Origin of the sequence: Pseudarthrobacter sp. 1G09, from assembly GCF_050038305.1 — a bacterium.
GTDB classification, from domain to species: Bacteria; Actinomycetota; Actinomycetes; order Actinomycetales; family Micrococcaceae; genus Arthrobacter; species Arthrobacter equi.
In genome coordinates, this window is sequence record NZ_CP188306.1 from 2,632,228 (window position 1) to 2,650,085 (window position 17,858).

Annotated in this window: 18 protein-coding genes; 6 read left to right on the forward strand and 12 right to left on the reverse strand. The window is 66.1% G+C overall.

Annotation, left to right across the window (positions count from 1 at the left end):
* Nucleotides 1-3 precede the first annotated feature (3 nt).
* Entirely contained in the window at nucleotides 4-495 is a 492-nt protein-coding gene (locus tag ACP3TD_RS12105; protein WP_426763186.1) for a peroxiredoxin, read from the reverse strand.
* Nucleotides 492-911, reverse strand: coding sequence for a DUF3052 domain-containing protein (locus tag ACP3TD_RS12110; RefSeq protein WP_426763187.1), 420 nt, complete (start codon nucleotides 909-911; stop codon nucleotides 492-494). The genes ACP3TD_RS12105 and ACP3TD_RS12110 overlap by 4 nt, the downstream gene beginning before the upstream one ends.
* A 427-nt stretch (nucleotides 912-1,338) precedes the next feature.
* On the opposite strand from ACP3TD_RS12110, the gene aceE reads away from it, so the two are divergent.
* The 6 genes from aceE (at nucleotide 1,339) to ACP3TD_RS12140 (ending at nucleotide 9,380) form a co-directional block, all read left to right on the forward strand.
* Nucleotides 1,339-4,080: a pyruvate dehydrogenase (acetyl-transferring), homodimeric type gene (gene aceE, locus ACP3TD_RS12115; protein ID WP_426763188.1), complete on the forward strand. Its 2,742-nt coding sequence runs from the start codon at nucleotides 1,339-1,341 to the stop codon at nucleotides 4,078-4,080.
* Between the two features lie 225 nt (nucleotides 4,081-4,305).
* A complete protein-coding gene (locus ACP3TD_RS12120; RefSeq protein ID WP_045732889.1) occupies nucleotides 4,306-5,550 on the forward strand; it encodes a PucR family transcriptional regulator in 1,245 nt (414 codons plus the stop codon).
* 88 nt (nucleotides 5,551-5,638) lie between these two features.
* Entirely contained in the window at nucleotides 5,639-6,568 is a 930-nt protein-coding gene (locus ACP3TD_RS12125; RefSeq protein WP_426763190.1) for an ACP S-malonyltransferase, read from the forward strand.
* Nucleotides 6,565-7,626, forward strand: a complete 1,062-nt coding sequence (locus tag ACP3TD_RS12130; protein ID WP_426763191.1) for a beta-ketoacyl-ACP synthase III — start codon at nucleotides 6,565-6,567, stop codon at nucleotides 7,624-7,626. Before ACP3TD_RS12125 ends, ACP3TD_RS12130 begins: the two co-directional genes overlap by 4 nt.
* A gap of 83 nt (nucleotides 7,627-7,709) precedes the next feature.
* Nucleotides 7,710-7,955, forward strand: coding sequence for an acyl carrier protein (locus ACP3TD_RS12135; protein ID WP_009359314.1), 246 nt, complete (start codon nucleotides 7,710-7,712; stop codon nucleotides 7,953-7,955).
* 189 nt (nucleotides 7,956-8,144) lie between these two features.
* On the forward strand, nucleotides 8,145-9,380 hold the full coding sequence (locus ACP3TD_RS12140; protein WP_426763193.1) for a beta-ketoacyl-[acyl-carrier-protein] synthase family protein: 1,236 nt from the start codon (nucleotides 8,145-8,147) through the stop codon (nucleotides 9,378-9,380).
* 123 nt (nucleotides 9,381-9,503) lie between these two features.
* Here ACP3TD_RS12140 and ACP3TD_RS12145 read toward each other — a convergent pair whose 3' ends face one another.
* From ACP3TD_RS12145 to rplS, 10 genes are all read right to left on the reverse strand, one after another.
* Nucleotides 9,504-10,007, reverse strand: coding sequence for a DUF3145 domain-containing protein (locus tag ACP3TD_RS12145; protein WP_426763194.1), 504 nt, complete (start codon nucleotides 10,005-10,007; stop codon nucleotides 9,504-9,506).
* Between the two features lie 243 nt (nucleotides 10,008-10,250).
* Nucleotides 10,251-11,189, reverse strand: coding sequence for a tyrosine recombinase XerC (locus tag ACP3TD_RS12150; protein WP_426763195.1), 939 nt, complete (start codon nucleotides 11,187-11,189; stop codon nucleotides 10,251-10,253).
* A gap of 118 nt (nucleotides 11,190-11,307) precedes the next feature.
* The gene (gene dprA, locus ACP3TD_RS12155; RefSeq protein WP_426763196.1) at nucleotides 11,308-12,516 is read right to left on the reverse strand and encodes a DNA-processing protein DprA; all 1,209 of its coding nucleotides are present in this window, start codon (nucleotides 12,514-12,516) and stop codon (nucleotides 11,308-11,310) included.
* On the reverse strand, nucleotides 12,513-14,057 hold the full coding sequence (locus tag ACP3TD_RS12160; protein ID WP_426763198.1) for a YifB family Mg chelatase-like AAA ATPase: 1,545 nt from the start codon (nucleotides 14,055-14,057) through the stop codon (nucleotides 12,513-12,515). Before ACP3TD_RS12160 ends, dprA begins: the two co-directional genes overlap by 4 nt.
* On the reverse strand, nucleotides 14,058-14,414 hold the full coding sequence (locus ACP3TD_RS12165) for a YraN family protein (RefSeq protein WP_426763199.1): 357 nt from the start codon (nucleotides 14,412-14,414) through the stop codon (nucleotides 14,058-14,060). It abuts the gene before it with no gap.
* Nucleotides 14,415-14,562: 148 nt separating this feature from the next.
* Nucleotides 14,563-14,889, reverse strand: coding sequence for a DUF2469 domain-containing protein (locus ACP3TD_RS12170; RefSeq protein ID WP_015937397.1), 327 nt, complete (start codon nucleotides 14,887-14,889; stop codon nucleotides 14,563-14,565).
* 79 nt (nucleotides 14,890-14,968) lie between these two features.
* A complete protein-coding gene (locus ACP3TD_RS12175) occupies nucleotides 14,969-15,751 on the reverse strand; it encodes a ribonuclease HII (protein WP_426763201.1) in 783 nt (260 codons plus the stop codon).
* Between the two features lie 2 nt (nucleotides 15,752-15,753).
* Complete coding sequence (gene lepB, locus ACP3TD_RS12180; RefSeq protein WP_426763203.1) at nucleotides 15,754-16,626, reverse strand: signal peptidase I; 873 nt, start codon at nucleotides 16,624-16,626, stop codon at nucleotides 15,754-15,756.
* On the reverse strand, nucleotides 16,627-17,304 hold the full coding sequence (gene lepB, locus ACP3TD_RS12185; protein ID WP_426763204.1) for a signal peptidase I: 678 nt from the start codon (nucleotides 17,302-17,304) through the stop codon (nucleotides 16,627-16,629).
* 85 nt (nucleotides 17,305-17,389) lie between these two features.
* Nucleotides 17,390-17,749 carry a 50S ribosomal protein L19 gene (gene rplS, locus ACP3TD_RS12190; RefSeq protein WP_015937401.1) on the reverse strand — a complete coding sequence of 120 codons (360 nt, stop codon included), beginning with the start codon at nucleotides 17,747-17,749 and terminating at the stop codon, nucleotides 17,390-17,392.
* Nucleotides 17,750-17,858: the final 109 nt, after the last annotated feature.

The following is a 17,858-nucleotide window of genomic DNA, read 5'->3' on the forward strand; positions in this document are numbered from 1 at the left end:
CCGTCAGGCCAGTTCCAGCCCGGCCAGGGCTTTGCGGTAGGCAGAGAAGTCACGTGCCTCGCCGCGGGGGTTGACCACCGTGTACCGGATGACGCCGCCGGCGTCGATGATGAACGTGCCACGCTTGGCCATTCCGCTGTCTTCATCGAAGACACCGTAGGTGCGGGCGACGCCGCCGTGTGGCCAAAAGTCTGCCAGCAGGTCGAAGCTGTAGCCTTCCTGCCCGGCGTAGGCCCGGAGGCTGAACTTGCTGTCGACAGAGACGGCCAGGACGGCGGCATTCGAGTCTTCAAACGAGGCGAGGTTATCCCGGATCTCGCAGAGTTCGCCTGTGCAGATGCCGGAAAAGGCGAACGGGTAGAAGACCAGAACAACGTTTTGGCCGCGGAACGACGACAGCCGGACCGGTTCGCCAAACTGGTTCGAAAGTTCAAAGTCCGGCGCCGGGTCTCCGACCGCCAGCAGGGATACAGCAGCAGCAGGCGCCTGCGTCACTTGTTCTTCCTGCTGACCAGCCTTGTTGCGCTCCAGTCCTTGGAGACCCCGGCTGACGTGGTGACGTGCAGGCCGGCGGTGGGCGCGGCTTCCTGGATGTCGGCAGGCGAGACGTATCCGCCCCGGCCTGACTTTGGCGTCAGGATCCAGACCACGCCGCTTTCGCTGAGGGTGGTCAGCGAGTCCATCAGGCTGTCGACAAGGTCGCCATCGCCGTCACGCCACCAGAAGATGACGGCGTCCGCCACTTCATGGTCATCCTCGTCGAGCATGTCTGCGCCGGTGAGGTCCTCGATGTCGTCACGCAAGTCGAAGTCGACGTCGTCGTCGTAACCGAACTCCTGAATCAGATCCCCATTTTTGAAACCCAATTTTTCCGCCACATTTACCGAAGTGGCGGCGTCGGCCTCGCTCACGTGTTCCTCCAATACGTTTCATATGCAGTCTGCATAGTGATTTCCATTACTCCCAAGCCAACACCCTTTGTGCCTGCGCTTCAAGCTGGCATACCCGGAATTGCGCATATTCTGCGTCACACCGGGGGTTCCTGCCTGCGTCGCAGAGGCCCTTCGTCACACAACCAGTATGACGGCGAAATACAACTGTCGTGCCCAAGCCACGGCTACGCATCGGCTTGCCCCGACGGTTAGAGTGGCTGATGACGACTATGCCTGCAGGACAACAACCTTGTAACTCCGTGCAGACGTAGGAGCTCTAGGAACCCTGCCCGGCACACATGACCGGGCTGATGTAACCGATACGTCGCACACGGCGTACGTTTGCCGGGCAGTCACCCTGCCTGGCCTGAGTGCGCCGATCTATGCGCGCAAAGAGAGGTTGGACGTGGCTGCAGGAGAAGATACCTCCCATATCCTCAGCGGGTTGACTGACCAGCTGCCTGATCGTGATCCGGAAGAGACTGCGGAGTGGGTTGAGTCCCTGGATGCGTTGATCCGGGAACAGGGTACCGAGCGTGCCCAGTACATTATGCGTAGCCTGCTGCAGCGTGCGGGCGCGCAGAGTGTCGGGGTGCCGATGGTGACCACCACCGATTACGTGAACACGATCCCCGTGGACCAGGAAGCACCGTTCCCGGGCAACGAGGAGTACGAGCGCCGGTACCGGGCGTACATGCGGTGGAACGCCGCGGTGATGGTGCACCGGGCGCAGCGGCCCGAGATCGGGGTGGGCGGGCACATCTCCACCTACGCCGGTGCTGCGACCCTGTACGAGGTCGGCTTCAACCACTTCTTCCGCGGCAAGGACGCCCCCGGCGGCGGGGACCAGGTCTTCTTCCAGGGCCACGCCTCCCCCGGCATGTACGCCCGCGCGTTCATGGAAGGCCGCCTCACGGAAGAGGACCTGGACGGGTTCCGGCAGGAAAAGTCCCGGCAGGGCCACGCCCTGTCCTCCTATCCGCACCCGCGCCTGATGCCGGACTTCTGGGAATTCCCCACCGTGTCCATGGGTATCGGCCCGATGAACGCGATCTACCAGGCCCAGTCCAACCGGTACCTGCACAACCGCGGACTGAAAGACACCTCGGACCAGCAGGTCTGGGCGTTCCTGGGCGACGGGGAGATGGACGAGCCCGAGTCCCGCGGCCTGCTCCAGCTCGCCGCGAACGAGAACCTGGACAACCTGAACTTCGTGATCAACTGCAACCTCCAGCGCCTCGACGGGCCGGTCCGGGGCAACGGGAAGATCATGCAGGAACTCGAAGCGTTCTTCCGCGGCGCGGGCTGGAACGTGATCAAGGTCGTCTGGGGCCGGGAATGGGATGACCTCCTCACCCGCGACACCAACGGGTCGCTCGTGAAGATCATGAACGAAACCCCCGACGGGGACTACCAGACCTACAAGGCCGAATCCGGCGGGTTCGTCCGCGAACACTTCTTCGGCAAGGACCCCGCCACCAAAGACATGGTCGCGGACCTCACCGATGACCAGATCTGGAACCTCAAACGCGGCGGCCACGACTACCGCAAGGTCTACGCAGCCTACAAAGCCGCCACCGAATTCAAGGGCAAACCCACCGTCATCCTCGCCAAAACCGTCAAAGGCTACGGACTCGGACCGCACTTCGAGGGCCGCAATGCGACCCACCAGATGAAGAAGCTGACCCTTGATGACCTGAAGAAGTTCCGCGACCACCTGCGGATCCCGGTCACGGATGAGCAGCTGGAAAAGGATCTGTACCAGCCGCCGTACTACCACCCGGGCACGGACGCTCCGGAAATCAAGTACATGATGGAGCGCCGCGCAGCCCTCGGCGGGTCGGTGCCGGAGCGCCGCTCCAAGCACGCCGAGATCGTCCTGCCCGAGGCGAAGAGCTACGAGGTTGCCAAGCGCGGCTCGGGGAAGCAGCAGGCGGCCACCACCATGGCGTTCGTCAGGCTCCTGAAGGACCTGATGCGGGATAAGAACTTCGGCAAGCACATCGCCCCGATCATCCCGGATGAGGCCCGCACGTTCGGCATGGATGCGTTCTTCCCGACGGCGAAGATCTACAACCCCAAGGGCCAGAACTACCTCTCCGTGGACCGTGACCTCGTCCTGGCCTACAAGGAATCCCCCGCCGGCCAGCTCATCCACCCCGGCATCAACGAAGCCGGCGCCGTGGCAGCCTTCACCGCCGCCGGTACCGCCTACGCCACCCACGGCGTACCCCTGGTCCCGGTTTACGTGTTCTACTCCATGTTCGGCTTCCAACGCACCGGCGACGCCTTCTGGGCAGCAGCGGACCAAATGACCCGCGGCTTCATCATCGGCGCCACCGCAGGACGGACCACCCTCACCGGCGAAGGCCTCCAGCACGCCGACGGTCACTCCCCCCTCCTGGCATCAACGAACCCGGCAGTGGTCACCTACGACCCCGCCTACGGCTACGAAATGGGCCACATCATCCGCGACGGCCTCGAACGCATGTACGGGCCGGACTCGGATGACCGGAACCTGATGTATTACCTCACGGTGTACAACGAGCCGATTGTCCAGCCGGCAGAACCTGCCGAACTCGACGTCGAAGGCGTGATCAAGGGCATCTACCTGCTCGCCCCGGCAAAGATCGACGGTCCGCGGACCCAGATCCTGGCGTCCGGCGTGTCAGTGCCCTGGGCCCTCGAAGCCCAGCGCATCCTCGCCGAAGACTGGTCCGTCTCCGCCGACGTCTGGTCCGTCACCTCCTGGAACGAACTCCGACGCGACGGCCTCGCCGCCGAAGAAGAAGCCTTCCTCAACCCCGAACAACCCGCCCGGGTCCCGTTCGTCACCCAGCAGCTCGAAGGCGCCACCGGCCCCGTCGTCGCCGTCTCCGACTACATGAAAGCCGTCCCCGACCAGATCCGCCAATTCGTCCCCAACGAATACGCCACCCTCGGCGCCGACGGCTTCGGCTTCTCCGACACCCGCGCAGCAGCCCGCCGCTTCTTCAAAAACGACACCCACTCCATCGTTGTGCGTGCCCTGGAGATGCTGGCACGCCGCGGCGAAGTGGATGCCGGCGCCCCGGTCAAGGCGATCGAGAAGTACAAGCTGCTCAACGTCAATGCCGGCACCACCGGCAACACCGGAGGCGAGGCCTGACCTCTCCCTCAGGGAATTTCGTCCAGGCAGGCGGACTTCAGCGGTGCTGAAGCGGCGTAACTGACCACGAATTCCTTCCGGCAGCTGCAACGACGGCGGCCCCCGCACCTAACGCGGGGGCCGCCGTCGTCGGTTTCCGGGCACTGCCCGCTGTGACGCAGGGCAAAGCGTGTTGTAGCCTTCGCACAAATGGAGCTTGCCGGTTGCTGGCCGTATGCTCGGAGGATGCCAGCACCATCCACGCAGCCTGCGAAGCGTAAACCGTCCCAGCCGAAGGTCACTCCGGAGAAGTCCGAGACCTTGAAGAAGCTGCGGGCCAACGTGGGCCAGCTCTCCACCACCACCATGCGGCAACTGGAACAGTCGCTGCCCTGGTACAGCCGGCTGAGCGCCGATGAACGGTCGGCGCTGGGAATGGTGGCCCAGAACGGCATCGCCGCGTTCGTCACCTGGTATGAGCGTCCCAGCTCCCCCTCCTGGATCCTGACCGACGTTTTCGGCACCGCTCCCACCGAGCTGACGCGATCCATCAGCCTGCAAAAGGCGCTGCAGCTCATCCGCATCGTCGTGGAAGTGGTCGAAGACCAGGTGCCAGTCATCGCGCCCGAGGCGGACCAGCCTTCGCTGCGGGAGGCGGTGCTGCGGTATTCGCGGGAAGTGGCTTTCGCTGCAGCCGATGTGTATGCCCGCGCGGCCGAATCCCGGGGTTCCTGGGACACGCGGCTTGAAGCGCTCATTGTCGATGCCATCCTGCGGGGTGAAAACACGGATGCGCTGCGCTCCCGGATCGCAGCGCTCGGCTGGAAGGCGCAGGAGCGTTTCACCGTGATGGTGGGCAATTCCCCGTCAGAGCCCAGCGCCAGCTACGTCAGTGAACTGCGGCGGATGGCGGGCCGGTATGCCGAAGATGCACTGGTGGGAATCCAGGGTGACCGGCTGATCCTCATCCTCGGCGGCGTCCAGGACCGCGAAACCGCTTATGTGAAGCTCAGCGAAATGTTCGCCCCGGGGCCAGTGGTGTACGGCCCGGAAGCCAGTTCGCTGTTGGAGGCCAGCGGCTCGGCACAGTCAGCCTTCGCAGGCCTGACGGCGGCACGCGCCTGGCCCTCGGCGCCGCGTCCGGTGGCCGCGGACGACCTCCTTCCCGAGCGTGTCATCTCGGGTGACGACGCGGCCCGCCGCTCCCTCGTCAAAAACATCTACCGGCCGCTCCTGGCCGCTTCCAACGGCCTGGTGGAGACGCTGGGCACGTACCTTGAACTGGGCCATTCGCTGGAGGCCACAGCACGTGAACTTTTCGTCCACGCCAATACGGTGCGATACCGGCTGAAGCGGGTTTGCGACGTCACCGGGTGGGATCCGCTCCTGCCGCGCGAAGCATTCGTCCTGCAGGCGGCCCTCGTTGTGGGGCGCCTTTCCGGCCCGCCGAAGTCCGCCACGGAGCGGCAACCGTCCCGGAATCAGACCTGAGGCGTTGTAGACTTCCTACAACCTGACCCCGTGAGGTTGGTGCGGACAAACACCGCTGGACCACACAGTAATTTGGAAAGCTGGTTACGTGCTTGCAATAGTCTGCCCTGGACAGGGCTCACAGACCCCGGGTTTCCTTGCCCCCTGGCTGGAACTGCCCCAGGTGGCAGGCCAGCTGGCCGCCCTCAGCGAGATCGCCGGGATCGACCTGGCGGCCCACGGGACCACCTCGGATGAGGAAACCATCAAGGACACTGCCATTGCGCAGCCCCTGATCGTCGCCGCCGGACTCATCGCAGCTTCCTCGCTTTTCGACGTTGAACTCAGTTCCCTGCCGGTGGTCCTCGCAGGCCACTCCGTCGGCGAAATCACCGCCTCGGCCCTGGCCGGCGTCCTCACCCAGGACGAAGCCATGACGTTCGTCCGGGAACGCGCAAACAGCATGGCGGCCGCCGCTGCCGTTACTCCCACCGGCATGAGCGCCGTTGTTGGTGGCGATCCCGCCGAAGTCCTGGCAGCCATAGAGGCTGCCGGCGCCACGCCCGCCAACGTCAACGGAGCCGGCCAGACCGTAGCCGCCGGTACCTTCGAACAGCTCAAGGTCCTGGCGGATAACCCGCCGGCCAAGGCGCGGGTCATCCCGCTCAAGGTCGCGGGTGCGTTCCACACGAGCCACATGTCCCCCGCCGTCAGCGCCTTGCAGGCCATTGCGCCGCAGCTGAAGCCGCAGGCGCCGTCCGTGCCGCTGCTGTCCAACTACGACGGCGGCGAAGTCACCGACGGTACTGCCGCCGTCGAAGGCCTGATCGCCCAGGTGTCACGGCCGGTGCGCTGGGACCTATGCATGGAATCCCTGGTCAAGCGCGGCGTCACCGGAGTCATCGAACTCGCCCCGGCAGGCACCCTGGCCGGGCTGGCCAAGCGCGGCATGCCCGGCGTCAAGACCGTCGCGGTCAAGACTCCCGATGACCTCTCCGCCGCGCTGGCACTCTTCGCTGAACTGGAGGGCGGCGCATGAGCGTTCCCACGCTGAAGCAGGCTCCCCTGCAGGAGCACACCCGCATCCTGGGACTGGGCGCCTACCGCCCCGATGTCATTGTCACCAACGACGACGTCTGCCAGTGGATCGACTCGTCGGATGAGTGGATCCGCCAGCGCACGGGCATCGTGACCCGGCATCGCGCCGCAGCCGACGTCAGCGTCATCGACATGGCCGAGGGCGCTGCCCGTGAAGCCCTGGCGAAGGCAGGCATTGAAGCGACGGACCTCGGCGCCGTCATCGTGTCCACCGTGACGCACCCCTATGCGACCCCGTCCGCGGCCGCGAGCCTGGCTGACCGGCTCGGGGCAACGCCTGCACCCGCCTTCGACATCTCCGCAGCCTGCGCCGGGTACTGCTACGGCATCGCCCAGGCCGACGCGCTCGTCCGCTCCGGGGCCGCGAAGTACGTCCTGGTGGTCGGCGCCGAGAAGCTCTCCGATGTCATCGACAACCGCGAACGCACCATTTCCTTCCTCCTCGGTGACGGCGCCGGCGCCGTGGTGATCGGCCCGTCCGACACGCCCGGCATCGCCCCCTCCGTCTGGGGCTCGGATGGCAGCAAGTGGGATGCCATTGGCATGACCCGTTCCCTGCTTGATGTCCGGGACCTGGGCATGGCCGCCCGCCAGTCCGATTCCACCGGCGACCTTGCCCTGCTGGAAGAAGCACAGGAGCTCTACCCCACCCTCCGGCAGGACGGCCAGACCGTATTCCGGTGGGCTGTGTGGGAAATGGCCAAAGTCGCCCAGCAGGCACTGGACGCTGCCGGTGTGGAGGCCGAAGACCTGGCGGCCTTCATCCCCCACCAGGCGAACATGCGCATCATCGATGAGATGGTCAAGAAGCTGAAGCTGCCCGAGACGGTTACAGTTGCACGGGACATTGCCGACGCCGGCAACACGTCCGCGGCTTCCATTCCGCTGGCAACCCACCGCCTGCTGCAGGAAAACCCGGAGCTTAGCGGCGGGCTGGCCCTGCAGATCGGCTTCGGCGCGGGCCTGGTTTTCGGCGCACAGGTTATTGTCCTTCCCTAGCATCGTCCCATCAAAGGGGCCGCATCCGCGGCCTGATCCATTTCCGGCAGCCCCTGCCGGCAATACAAGAAAAGGAGCCATCAATGGCTAGCAACGAAGAGATCCTGGCCGGCCTGGCTGAAATCGTCAACGAGGAAACCGGCCTGGCCCCCGAGGCAGTGGAGCTGGACAAGTCCTTCACCGAGGACCTGGACATCGACTCCATCTCGATGATGACCATCGTGGTCAACGCCGAAGAGAAGTTCGGCGTCCGTATTCCGGACGAAGAGGTCAAGAACCTCAAGACCGTTGGCGACGCCGTCAGCTTCATCGCCGGCGCACAGGCCTAGTTACAGCTTCCGCCGCTCCTGCGGCATGGCCAGGGCTGCCGGTCCGGATGACCGGGCCGGCAGCCCGCCGTATTTCCAGCCACTTTTTGCTTTACCTGGCGCAGGCCTCCACACCGGCCGCGCCGGCCATCAAGATGCGGGACCCTCCGGCAGACGGAGACGGTTTCCCACCGACGAAAGAGTGATCCCATGACACGCAAAGTAGTCATCACCGGACTGGGTGCCACCACACCCATCGGCGGCGATGTACCCACAATGTGGAAGAACGCGCTCAAGGGGGTCTCCGGTGCCCGCACCCTGGAGGACGACTGGGTGGCCAAGTATGAACTTCCCGTGCACTTCGCGGCACGCTGCAGCACCCCCGCCCTCGACGTCCTTTCGCGCGTCGAGGCGAAGCGCATGGACCCCTCCACCCAGTTCGGCGTGATCGCTGCCCGTGAGGCGTGGGCCGACTCAGGCATCACCGAGATCGACCAGGACCGGCTGGCCGTGGCATTCGCCACCGGCATCGGTGGCGTCTGGACGCTGCTGGACGCCTGGGACACGCTGAAGGAAAAGGGGCCGCGCCGGGTCCTGCCAATGACCGTTCCCATGCTCATGCCCAACGGTGTTGCCGCGGCCGTCAGCCTCGACCTGGGTGCCCGGGCCGGCGCCCACACCCCTGTCTCGGCCTGCGCTTCGGGCACCGAGGCCATGCACCTGGGCCTGGAACTGATCCGCTCCGGCAAGGCTGACGTGGTCATGTGCGGCGGCGCCGAGGCAGCCATCCATCCCATGCCCCTGGCTGCTTTCGCGTCCATGCAGGCCCTGTCCCGCAGGAACGACGACCCGCAGCGGGCGTCCCGTCCCTACGACATCGACCGCGACGGTTTCGTCATGGGCGAAGGCGCCGGTGCCCTGGTCCTTGAAGCAGAGGAACATGCCCTCGCCCGGGGTGCCCGCATCTACGGTGAACTGGCCGGCACATCCGTTACGGCTGACGCGTACCACATCACGGCTCCGGACCCCGAGGGCCTGGGTGCCACCCGCGCACTGAAGGCTGCCATGTTCGACGGCCGGATCCAGGCTGAGGACGTTGTGCACGTCAATGCACACGCCACGTCCACGCCCGTTGGCGACAAGCCCGAATACACCGCCCTGCGCGCCGCCCTCGGTTCCCAGCTTGAGAGTGTGGCCGTCTCCGCAACCAAGTCGCAGATGGGGCACCTGCTCGGCGCCTCAGGCGCCGTGGAGGCTGTCCTGACGGTCCTGGCCGTCTACGAGCGCAAGGCGCCGGTAACCATCAACCTGGAAAACCAGGACCCCGAGATCCCGCTCGACGTCGTGACATCCGCACGGGACCTCCCCGCCGGCAACATCGTGGCACTCAGCAACTCGTTCGGCTTCGGTGGCCACAACGCCGTCGTTGCCGTTCGCAGCGTCTAGGACTTCCGGCCGCCGGCTTTCCGGGCCGGCACTGCCGCACAAAGGAGGAGGCCCCGCCATCAGGCGGGGCCTCCTCCTTTTGCTATGGAGCCTTGCGGTACTGCAACGGGGTAACGACGGCGGTCAGCCCACCTGGTGGAGCCAGCGCACAGGTGCGCCCTCGGCCGCGTGCCGGAACGGTTCAAGTTCCTCGTCCCACGCCTCGCCCAACGCAAGCGACAGCTCGTGATAGACAGCGGACGGATCGCCGGCGCCCGATTCATAGGCATAGCGGATCCGGTCCTCGGAGACCATGATGTTTCCGTGCACGTCGGTGACGGCGTGGAATATGCCCAGTTCGGGAGTGTGGGACCAGCGGCCGCCGTCGACGCCCTGGCTCGGTTCCTCAGTGACTTCGTAGCGCAGGTGGGCCCACCCCCGAAGGGACGACGCCAGTTTGGACCCGGTGCCGGGAGTTCCGGCCCAGGACAGCTCGGCCCGGAACATTCCGGGCGCAGCAGGCTGAGGGGTCCACTCAAGATCCGTGCGCTTGTCCACAACGGATCCAACGGCCCACTCGACGTGAGGGCACAGGGCCGTAGGGGCCGAGTGAACGAACAGCACACCGCGGGTCATTGCAACAGACATTCCATCCTCCATAGCTCTAGGTACGTCTTCCCCAACGACCTGTGCCTGGATGGAACTTCTGCGCCTTGTGCTGCGGCGGCTGTGTCCTGCCTGGTTATTAAGCTGTATCAGATTAAACAGTGTCCGACTCGATATGCCGCATGAAGCCTGAGAGCTTCAAGAAGCACTTGAAAGTTGCCGGACGTGACTCTTATTGTGCCGTACCCCGCCTGGTTACGCCAGTGCGATGCGCCTCACGTCGGCTCAGGCCCTCGGGTGGGCCTGCTGGTAGCTTTTCCGCAGCCGGTCCACGGACACGTGGGTGTAGATCTGGGTGGTTGCAAGGCTGCTGTGGCCCAGGATTTCCTGGACGGCACGCAGGTCCGCGCCGCCGTCCAAAAGATGGGTGGCGGCCGAGTGCCGCAGTGCGTGCGGACCCGAGGCGGAGGTATCCCCCATGGCTTCGAAGAGTCCGTGGACAACGGAGCGGACCTGGCGCTGGTCCACCCGGCCGCCCCGGAGACCGAGGAACAACGCCGGCCCGCTGGTGTCCTTCACCATCAGCGGCCGCCCCCGGCGCAGCCAGTCGTCGACAGCCAGGGCAGCCGGTACACCATAGGGAACGGTGCGCTCCTTGTTGCCCTTGCCGATCACCCGAAGTGTCCTGCGGTCCGGGTCCAGGTCGTCCACGTCCAGGCCGGCCAACTCACCCACACGGACGCCGGTAGCGTAGAGCAGTTCGACGATGGCCCGGTTCCGAACTGCCATCGGATCACCATCGGCAGCGCATGCCTCAAGGTCCTTCAACAGCCGTTCGAGCTGTGAGGCCTGGAGGACCCCAGGGAGCGACCGCTCACGCTTGGGTGCTTTGAGCCGAAGCGCAGGATCGGCGTCGAGGTGCTCTTCCCTGAGGGCCCAGGCGGTGAAGGCCCGGATTGTGGCCGAGCGCCGCGCCAGTGTGGCCCGGGCCGCCCCGGACTGGCTCTGGGCGCCCAGCCAGCGGCGGAGGGTTCCCAGTTCGAGGTCCTGGAGTTCCGTGGCCCCCTCGGAGGCAGCGAAAGCGAGGAGGCTTTCAAGGTCGCCAAGGTATGCGCGCCGGGTGTGGGGGGATACTGCCCGTTCGCCGGAAAGGTACGCGGCAAACCCTTCTATGGCCCGCAGGAGTGTCGGGGGCAGCCCGGGGGGCTGTTCAGCATGTTCCACCCTCCTACTTTCTCAGGTGCCGGCCCCGCAACGCGGCCGGACACGGCCCACCGTCGATCCGGGGCCACCGGTGAGGTGAAAGGCGAGGCGTTGTCGGCCGGCGCCGGGTTCTCTTCAGTCAGTCGGATGCCTTGCCCCGCTTCCAGCCGCCCCGCTCCGAGGCTGCCAGCCCCAGGAGTCCCAGGCGGCCCAGCCCGGCCCGGACAGAGTCCTGGCCCAGTCCGGCTACTGCCGCCAGCTTCTCCACCGATGTGGTGGAGCGAAGGGGCAGTGCGTCCAGGAGGATCAGGTCCTCAAGGGTCAGCCCGTCCTGGACCTGCGCAGCAACCTGCCTCTGGTCCGGGAGGGCAGTCCCGCTGGGTGCGGCAAGCTCGGCAACCTCGGCGGCGTCGGTCACGCACACCGCTCCCCCATCGCGGAGGAGCCTGTGGCAGCCGGCCGAGTTGGCGCTGTGGACCGAACCGGGAACCGCGCCGACGGCGCGGCCCATGGTTTCCGCGTGGTGCGCGGTGTTGAGCGCCCCGGACCGCCACCTTGCCTCAACCACCACGGTGACGGCTGACAGCGCCGCAATCAGGCGGTTCCGCTGCAGGAACCTGTACCGGGTTGGCGCCGAACCCGGCGGCACTTCGGCGAGCACAGCTCCACGGTTGCAGACAGCCCGGAGGAGGTCCTCGTTTCCTGAAGGGTAGAAGCGGTCCACCCCACCGGCCATGACGGCGATGGTGGGAACGGCTCCGGAGCCGCCGGCAAGTGCGGCCCGGTGGGCGTGTGCATCGATGCCGTACGCCCCGCCGGAGACCACTGTCATCCCCCGCTGCGCCAGGGAGTACGCAAGGTCACCGGTAACCGAGGCCCCGTAGCTTGTACTGTCGCGTGACCCCACCAAGGCGATACTGCTTTCCAGGGCAGGAAGGGGCTGTTCCTGGCCCCGCCACCAGAGGCAGATGGGTTCCTGGATGCCGAGATCGGCAAGCTGTGCAGGCCAGAGCTCGTCCGAAGGGACGATCAGACGGCCGCCGAGCCGGGCCATGGTGGCCAGGTCCCGCTCGGGTGCGAGATCCGGGATCCGCGGTTGCCACCGTTTCAGGGCCGCGGCCAGACCGGACCAGCTTGCGGACGGGCCATTGTCAGCCAGCAGGACTGAAATTTCCTGTTCGAGCCCCGGCCCCGCGGCCACCTGGCCCGTGGCAATCCGAAGCCCGTCCACGGCTCCTGCCACCTGGACCAGGGCAAGGCCTGCGGCGTCCTGCGGTTCCATCAGACGCGAGAGCGCAGCACGGGCGAGGCGTTCCGGGGTCATGGTTGCTTCAGTGGCGCCGGTCATGCCGCGGCCGCCGTTGCCTGACGCAGGCCCAGTGCCTGCCCCACGTCGTTGGCATCCGGAGCGTCCCGCAGTCCAAGGTCGGCCAGCGTCCAGGCCAACCGAAGGACACGGTCGTATCCCCGTGCCGTCAGTATTCCGCGTTCCAGCGAATGGTCCAGAATCCGGGTAACACCGGGAGGCAACCGCAGTTCGCCGCGGAGTACCCGGCCGGACACCTGGGAGTTGGTCTCCAGCCCGAGGGGAGCAAGCCGCTGTACCTGGCGTTGGCGTGCGTCCCTGACCCGACGGGCCACTGATGCGGTGTCTTCCTCGGCGCCGGCCTGCCCGAAGTCAGCCAGCGAAACCCGCTCAACCTGCAGCTGGATGTCTACCCGGTCCAGCAGGGGCCCGGACATCCTGGCAAGGTACCGGCGCCGCATCATGGGCGTGCAGGTGCAGTCGAGTCCCTTGCCTGAAGCCTTGCCGCAGGGGCATGGATTGGCTGCCAGCACCAGCTGGAACCGTGCCGGGTAGGCGGCTGTCCCGGCTGACCGGTGAATCACCAACTCGCCGCTTTCCAGCGGCTGCCGCAGCGCATCGAGCACCCTGCGTTCATACTCGGGCGCCTCGTCGAGGAAGAGCACACCGCGGTGGGCGCGGGACGCTGCCCCGGGCCGTGGCAGGCCGGAGCCGCCGCCAATAATGGCCGCGGCGGTAGCTGTGTGGTGCGGGTTCTCAAAGGGCGGCCGCCGCAGCAGCTGGACCTGTGACGAGGGCAGTCCGCAGAGGGAATGGATAGCCGTCACCTCCATGGATTCGCGGTCCTCAAGGTCCGGCAGGATCCCGGGCAGCCGCTCCGCCAACATGGTCTTCCCGGCTCCGGGCGGCCCGGTGAGCAGCAGGTGGTGGGCGCCCGCCGCCGCCACTTCCAGCGCCCTGCGGGCCTCTCCCTGCCCGGACACGTCAGCCATGTCCGGGCAGGGTGCCGCTTCCCCCGACGCGCCTGCATCGTCGTCGGCGTCGTCGGGCTCGAAGTCCAGGGCAAGCTCCTGGGGGTCGGCACCGAAATCGAGGGCGAGCCGTGCCAGGGTCCGGTACCCGCTGACGTTGGCTCCGGGCACCAGTGAGGCTTCGGCGAGGTTTGCCTGCGCCACCACAACATCGGGGTACCCGGCCTGCACGGCCGCCATAACCGCGGGAAGTATGCCGCGGACAGGCCGGAGCCTGCCGTCAAGGCCCAGTTCGGCGATGAAGGCGGTACGTCCTGTGGGCCGGATGTCATTGGCTGCCCGGAGCACAGCCATGGTCACGGCGAGGTCAAAGCCGGAACCGCGCTTGGGCAACGAAGCAGGGATCAGGTTGGCGGTGATCTTGCGGCGGCTGAGGGGTATCCCCGAATTCTTTGCCGCGGAGCGGATGCGCTCCCTGGCTTCGTTCAGTGCCGCATCCGGAAGTCCCAGAATCACGAACGCCGGAAGGCTTTGGCCAATATCGGCTTCGACCTCAACCATGTAGCCGTTCAGGCCAACGAGCGCCACCGAATAGGCGCGTCCGAGCGCCATTCAGCCCACCCCCTTGAGGTGTTCCACCACGGGGTTGCCGCCGCCGTCGTCCACCACGGCGATGACGTCCACGCGGCGCAGCGGCATCCTCAGCTCACGGTCCCTGCACCACGCCGCGCCGAGCCGGTGCAAACGGGCAAGCTTGTCCGGTCCCACCGCCTCGAACGGGTGGCCGTAGTCAAGCGACCGGCGCGTCTTCACCTCAGCGATGACCAGCGCGTCCCCGTCCAGCGCGACGACGTCAATTTCGCCCTCGCTGCAGCGCCAGTTGCGCTCCACTATCAGCATGCCGAGGGTCTCGAGATGACCGACGGCGAGGTCTTCTCCGTGCCGGCCCAGCAAATCTTTGGCTTTCATTTCTACCTCCGCAACCAGCCTGCGGGCGTGAGGTTGCGGAGGGCAGGGAGCTCATCCCCTATGTGCATGACGGCGGTGGTGTGGAGGGATAGTCCACGTGGAAGACCAGGCGCCGCAGACCCCGCGGCGCTACTGGAGCCGGCGTACCCTAGTTGCCCAGGTCTACGTCTTTCGGCAGTGCCAGTTCCTCGTTCCGCGGAAGTTCTTCCACGTTGACGTCCTTGAAGGTGAGGACGCGGACGCTCTTGACGAACCGTGCGGACCGGTACACGTCCCAGACCCATGCATCAGAGAGGGTCAGGTCGAAGTAGACCTCGCCATCGGCGCTGCGGGCCTGCAGATCCACGTGGTTGGCCAGGTAGAAGCGCCGTTCGGTCTCGACTACGTAGCTGAACAGTCCGACAACGTCGCGGTATTCACGGTAGAGCTGCAGCTCCATGTCGGTTTCATAGTTTTCAAGGTCCTCGGCACTCATGCTTCCATCTTGCACCATGTCCGACAGTGCCGGAGCCGCGCCGGCCCCGGAACGGGCGCGGAAGAGGCCAGGAAAGGGGTCAGTCCCCGCCCGGCATGTCACCGGCGCCCTGGAGTTCCCCGCCCAGGAGGCGCCAGCTCACCCGGTGGTAGGGAGTGGGTCCGGCGGTACGCAGCACATCGCGGTGCAGCACCGTGGCGTAGCCCTTGTTGATGTCCCAGCCAAAGTCGGGATACTCGGCGTGAAGTTCACGCATGGTCCGGTCCCGCTCCACTTTGGCGATGACGCTGGCGGCGGCCACACTCAGGCATTGCATGTCCGCTTTGATCTTGGTGTGCACCGGAGCGTCGCATGCTGCCTCCGGCATCTCCTGGTCGAAGAGCGACAGCTGCTCTGCCGGCGAAAGCCAGTTGTGGCTTCCGTCCAGCAGCACCATGTCCGGAATGACCCCTGCGGACAGGATGTCCTGCCAGGCCCGCGTTCCCGCCAACCGCAGCGCGGCAATGATTCCCAGGGCGTCAATCTCGTGCGCCGAGGCGTGGCCCACCGCGGAGGCCACGCTCCAGCGGCGTACCAAAGGCTCCAGCCGCTCGCGCTCGGGGGCGCTGAGGAGCTTGCTGTCGCGTACCCCTGCCAGTGGCTTCTGGCGTTCAAGGTCGACGACGGCGATCCCAACGCTCACGGGACCGGCCAGTGCGCCGCGGCCCACCTCGTCTACCCCGGCAAGAAGCCGCACGCCCTGCGCCTTGAAGGTCCGCTCATGCCGCAGGGTGGGCGCTTTGCCGCGGCCGGTGACCTTTGATGATCCGGACCTTGGCTTGGCGGGCGCTTTGGCCGTCCCGGCGGCTACTGCCTGGGTCATGGTCAGGGCGCCGCAGGGACGTCGCGGAACACTTCGGGGTAGTTGCCCAGAGTGGTGATGCGGTTGAGCGGCCAGGCGATCACCGCTGCTTTGCCTTCAAGGTCGCTGAGGTCGATGAAGCCGCCATCGGACTCCATGTGGGAGCGGGAGTCGGCGGAGTGGTTCCGGTTATCGCCCATCACCCACACCTTGCCTTCCGGGACCGTGACGTCGAAGTTGCGGACCTGCGGGACTTCTGCCGGGTTGATGTAGGCCTCATTGACCGCGGTGCCGTTAATGGTCAGTTTACCGCCGGCGTCGCAGCAGACCACGTGGTCGCCCGGCAGCCCGATGACCCGTTTGACGAGGTGCTGGTCCGTGTTGTCGGGGAGCAGGCCAACGAAGGTCAGGCCGTCCTGGACCCACGTGAACGGTCCCTTCGCCTCGGGTGCTGCCGGCGGGAGCCAGCCCTTGGTATCACGGAAGACGACGACGTCTCCGCGGGTGAGGGCGAAGGGTTCCGGCACCAGGAGGTTAACGAAGATCCGGTCGTCAATGTCCAGGGTGTTCACCATGGACTCGGAGGGGATGAAAAACGCGCGGAACAGGAAGGTCTTGATGAGGAAGGACAGGACGACGGCGATCACCACCACTGTGGCTACTTCCTTGAGCCAGGCAAACACCGGGCTGCCCGAGTCCTTGCCGGACGGCTTGCCCGCGGCCTTGGCAGCCGAGCGGCTGGGGGCCTGGGCGGGCTCTGCGTTGCCGTGCGCCACTTCGGTCCCGGTGTCAGCCGCGGGTTCCGGGGCCGCGGCTGGTTCGGGTGACTGCCCGGCGGGCTCGTCCGCGGCTCCATCGCGCCGCGGCTCGGGTGTCCGCGCGTGGTTCTCGGGCATCTACTGTCCGTTCTCTGGGGTTGGTGCAGCCGCAGCCGGCCTTGGTACTGGAGCAAATCTATCAAGCGGCCAGACGATCTGGACGGGCCGGCCGATGACACGGTCCAGGGGAACCATGCCGCCACCGGGGGCGCCCAGCAGGCTTCGCGAGTCGGCGGACACGGACCGGTGGTCGCCCATGAGCCAGAGCCGGCCTGCCGGGACCACTGAGTTGAATTTCTGCGTGCTGGGCACGTCTCCCGGGAAGACGTAGGGTTCGTCCAAGGGGTTGCCGTTAACGGTGACTTTGCCGGCTGCATCGCAGCACACCACGGAATCCCCGGGCAGTCCAATGACCCGCTTGACGTACGTGGTGTCGCTCCCTGTCAGCCCGAGCCACCGGGTGGCCGCGGCCGCTGCGTCCGCCAACGGCCCCTTGCCGCTGTTGAGCGGGGCAAACGTGCCGCGTCCGTCGAAGACCAGCACGTCCCCGCGCCGGATGGGTTCGGCCGTGAAGTCCGTCCGGGACACCAGGATCCGGTCCCCGCCTTCCAGCAGGGGCTCCATCGATTCCGAAGGGATGAAGTAGATGTCCAGCCACAGCGACCGGACCAGGCCGCTGATGACGACGGCGAGGAAAAGAGCCAGGAACGCAAAACGCCAGCCCGGTTTCCTGGGCTGGCGTTTTGTCTGGTCCATAAGTCCGTATCCTGGGCGCTGGTGCTGATGGCTCCGGCGCTGGCCGGATACGGCTGCGGCCCAGCCTTCGTAGGTCCGGAAGGACTTACTTGGCAGAGGTGAAGTCGCGCTTTTCCTTGATCTTTGCAGCCTTACCGCGCAGTGCACGCATGTAGTAAAGCTTGGCGCGGCGGACGTCGCCCTTGGTGACAACTTCGATCTTGTCGATGATCGGGGAGTGTACCGGGAAGGTACGCTCCACGCCGACGCCGAAGGAGACCTTGCGGACCGTGAAGGTCTCGCGGACGCCGTCACCCTGGCGGCCCAGGACGAAGCCCTGGAAGACCTGGACGCGGGAGTTCTTGCCTTCGATGATGTTTACGTGCACCTTGAGGGTGTCGCCGGCGCGGAACGCGGGGACGTCAGTGCGCAGCGAAGCTGCATCGACGGAATCGAGAATATGCATGATTGCACTCCTGGTGAACGCCACAGGTCATTCACTTTAGGTCACGGCCGGAAAAGCCCTGCGCCAATGGCGCATTGGGAGTATCCCGCCCGAAATTAAGTGGTCCGGC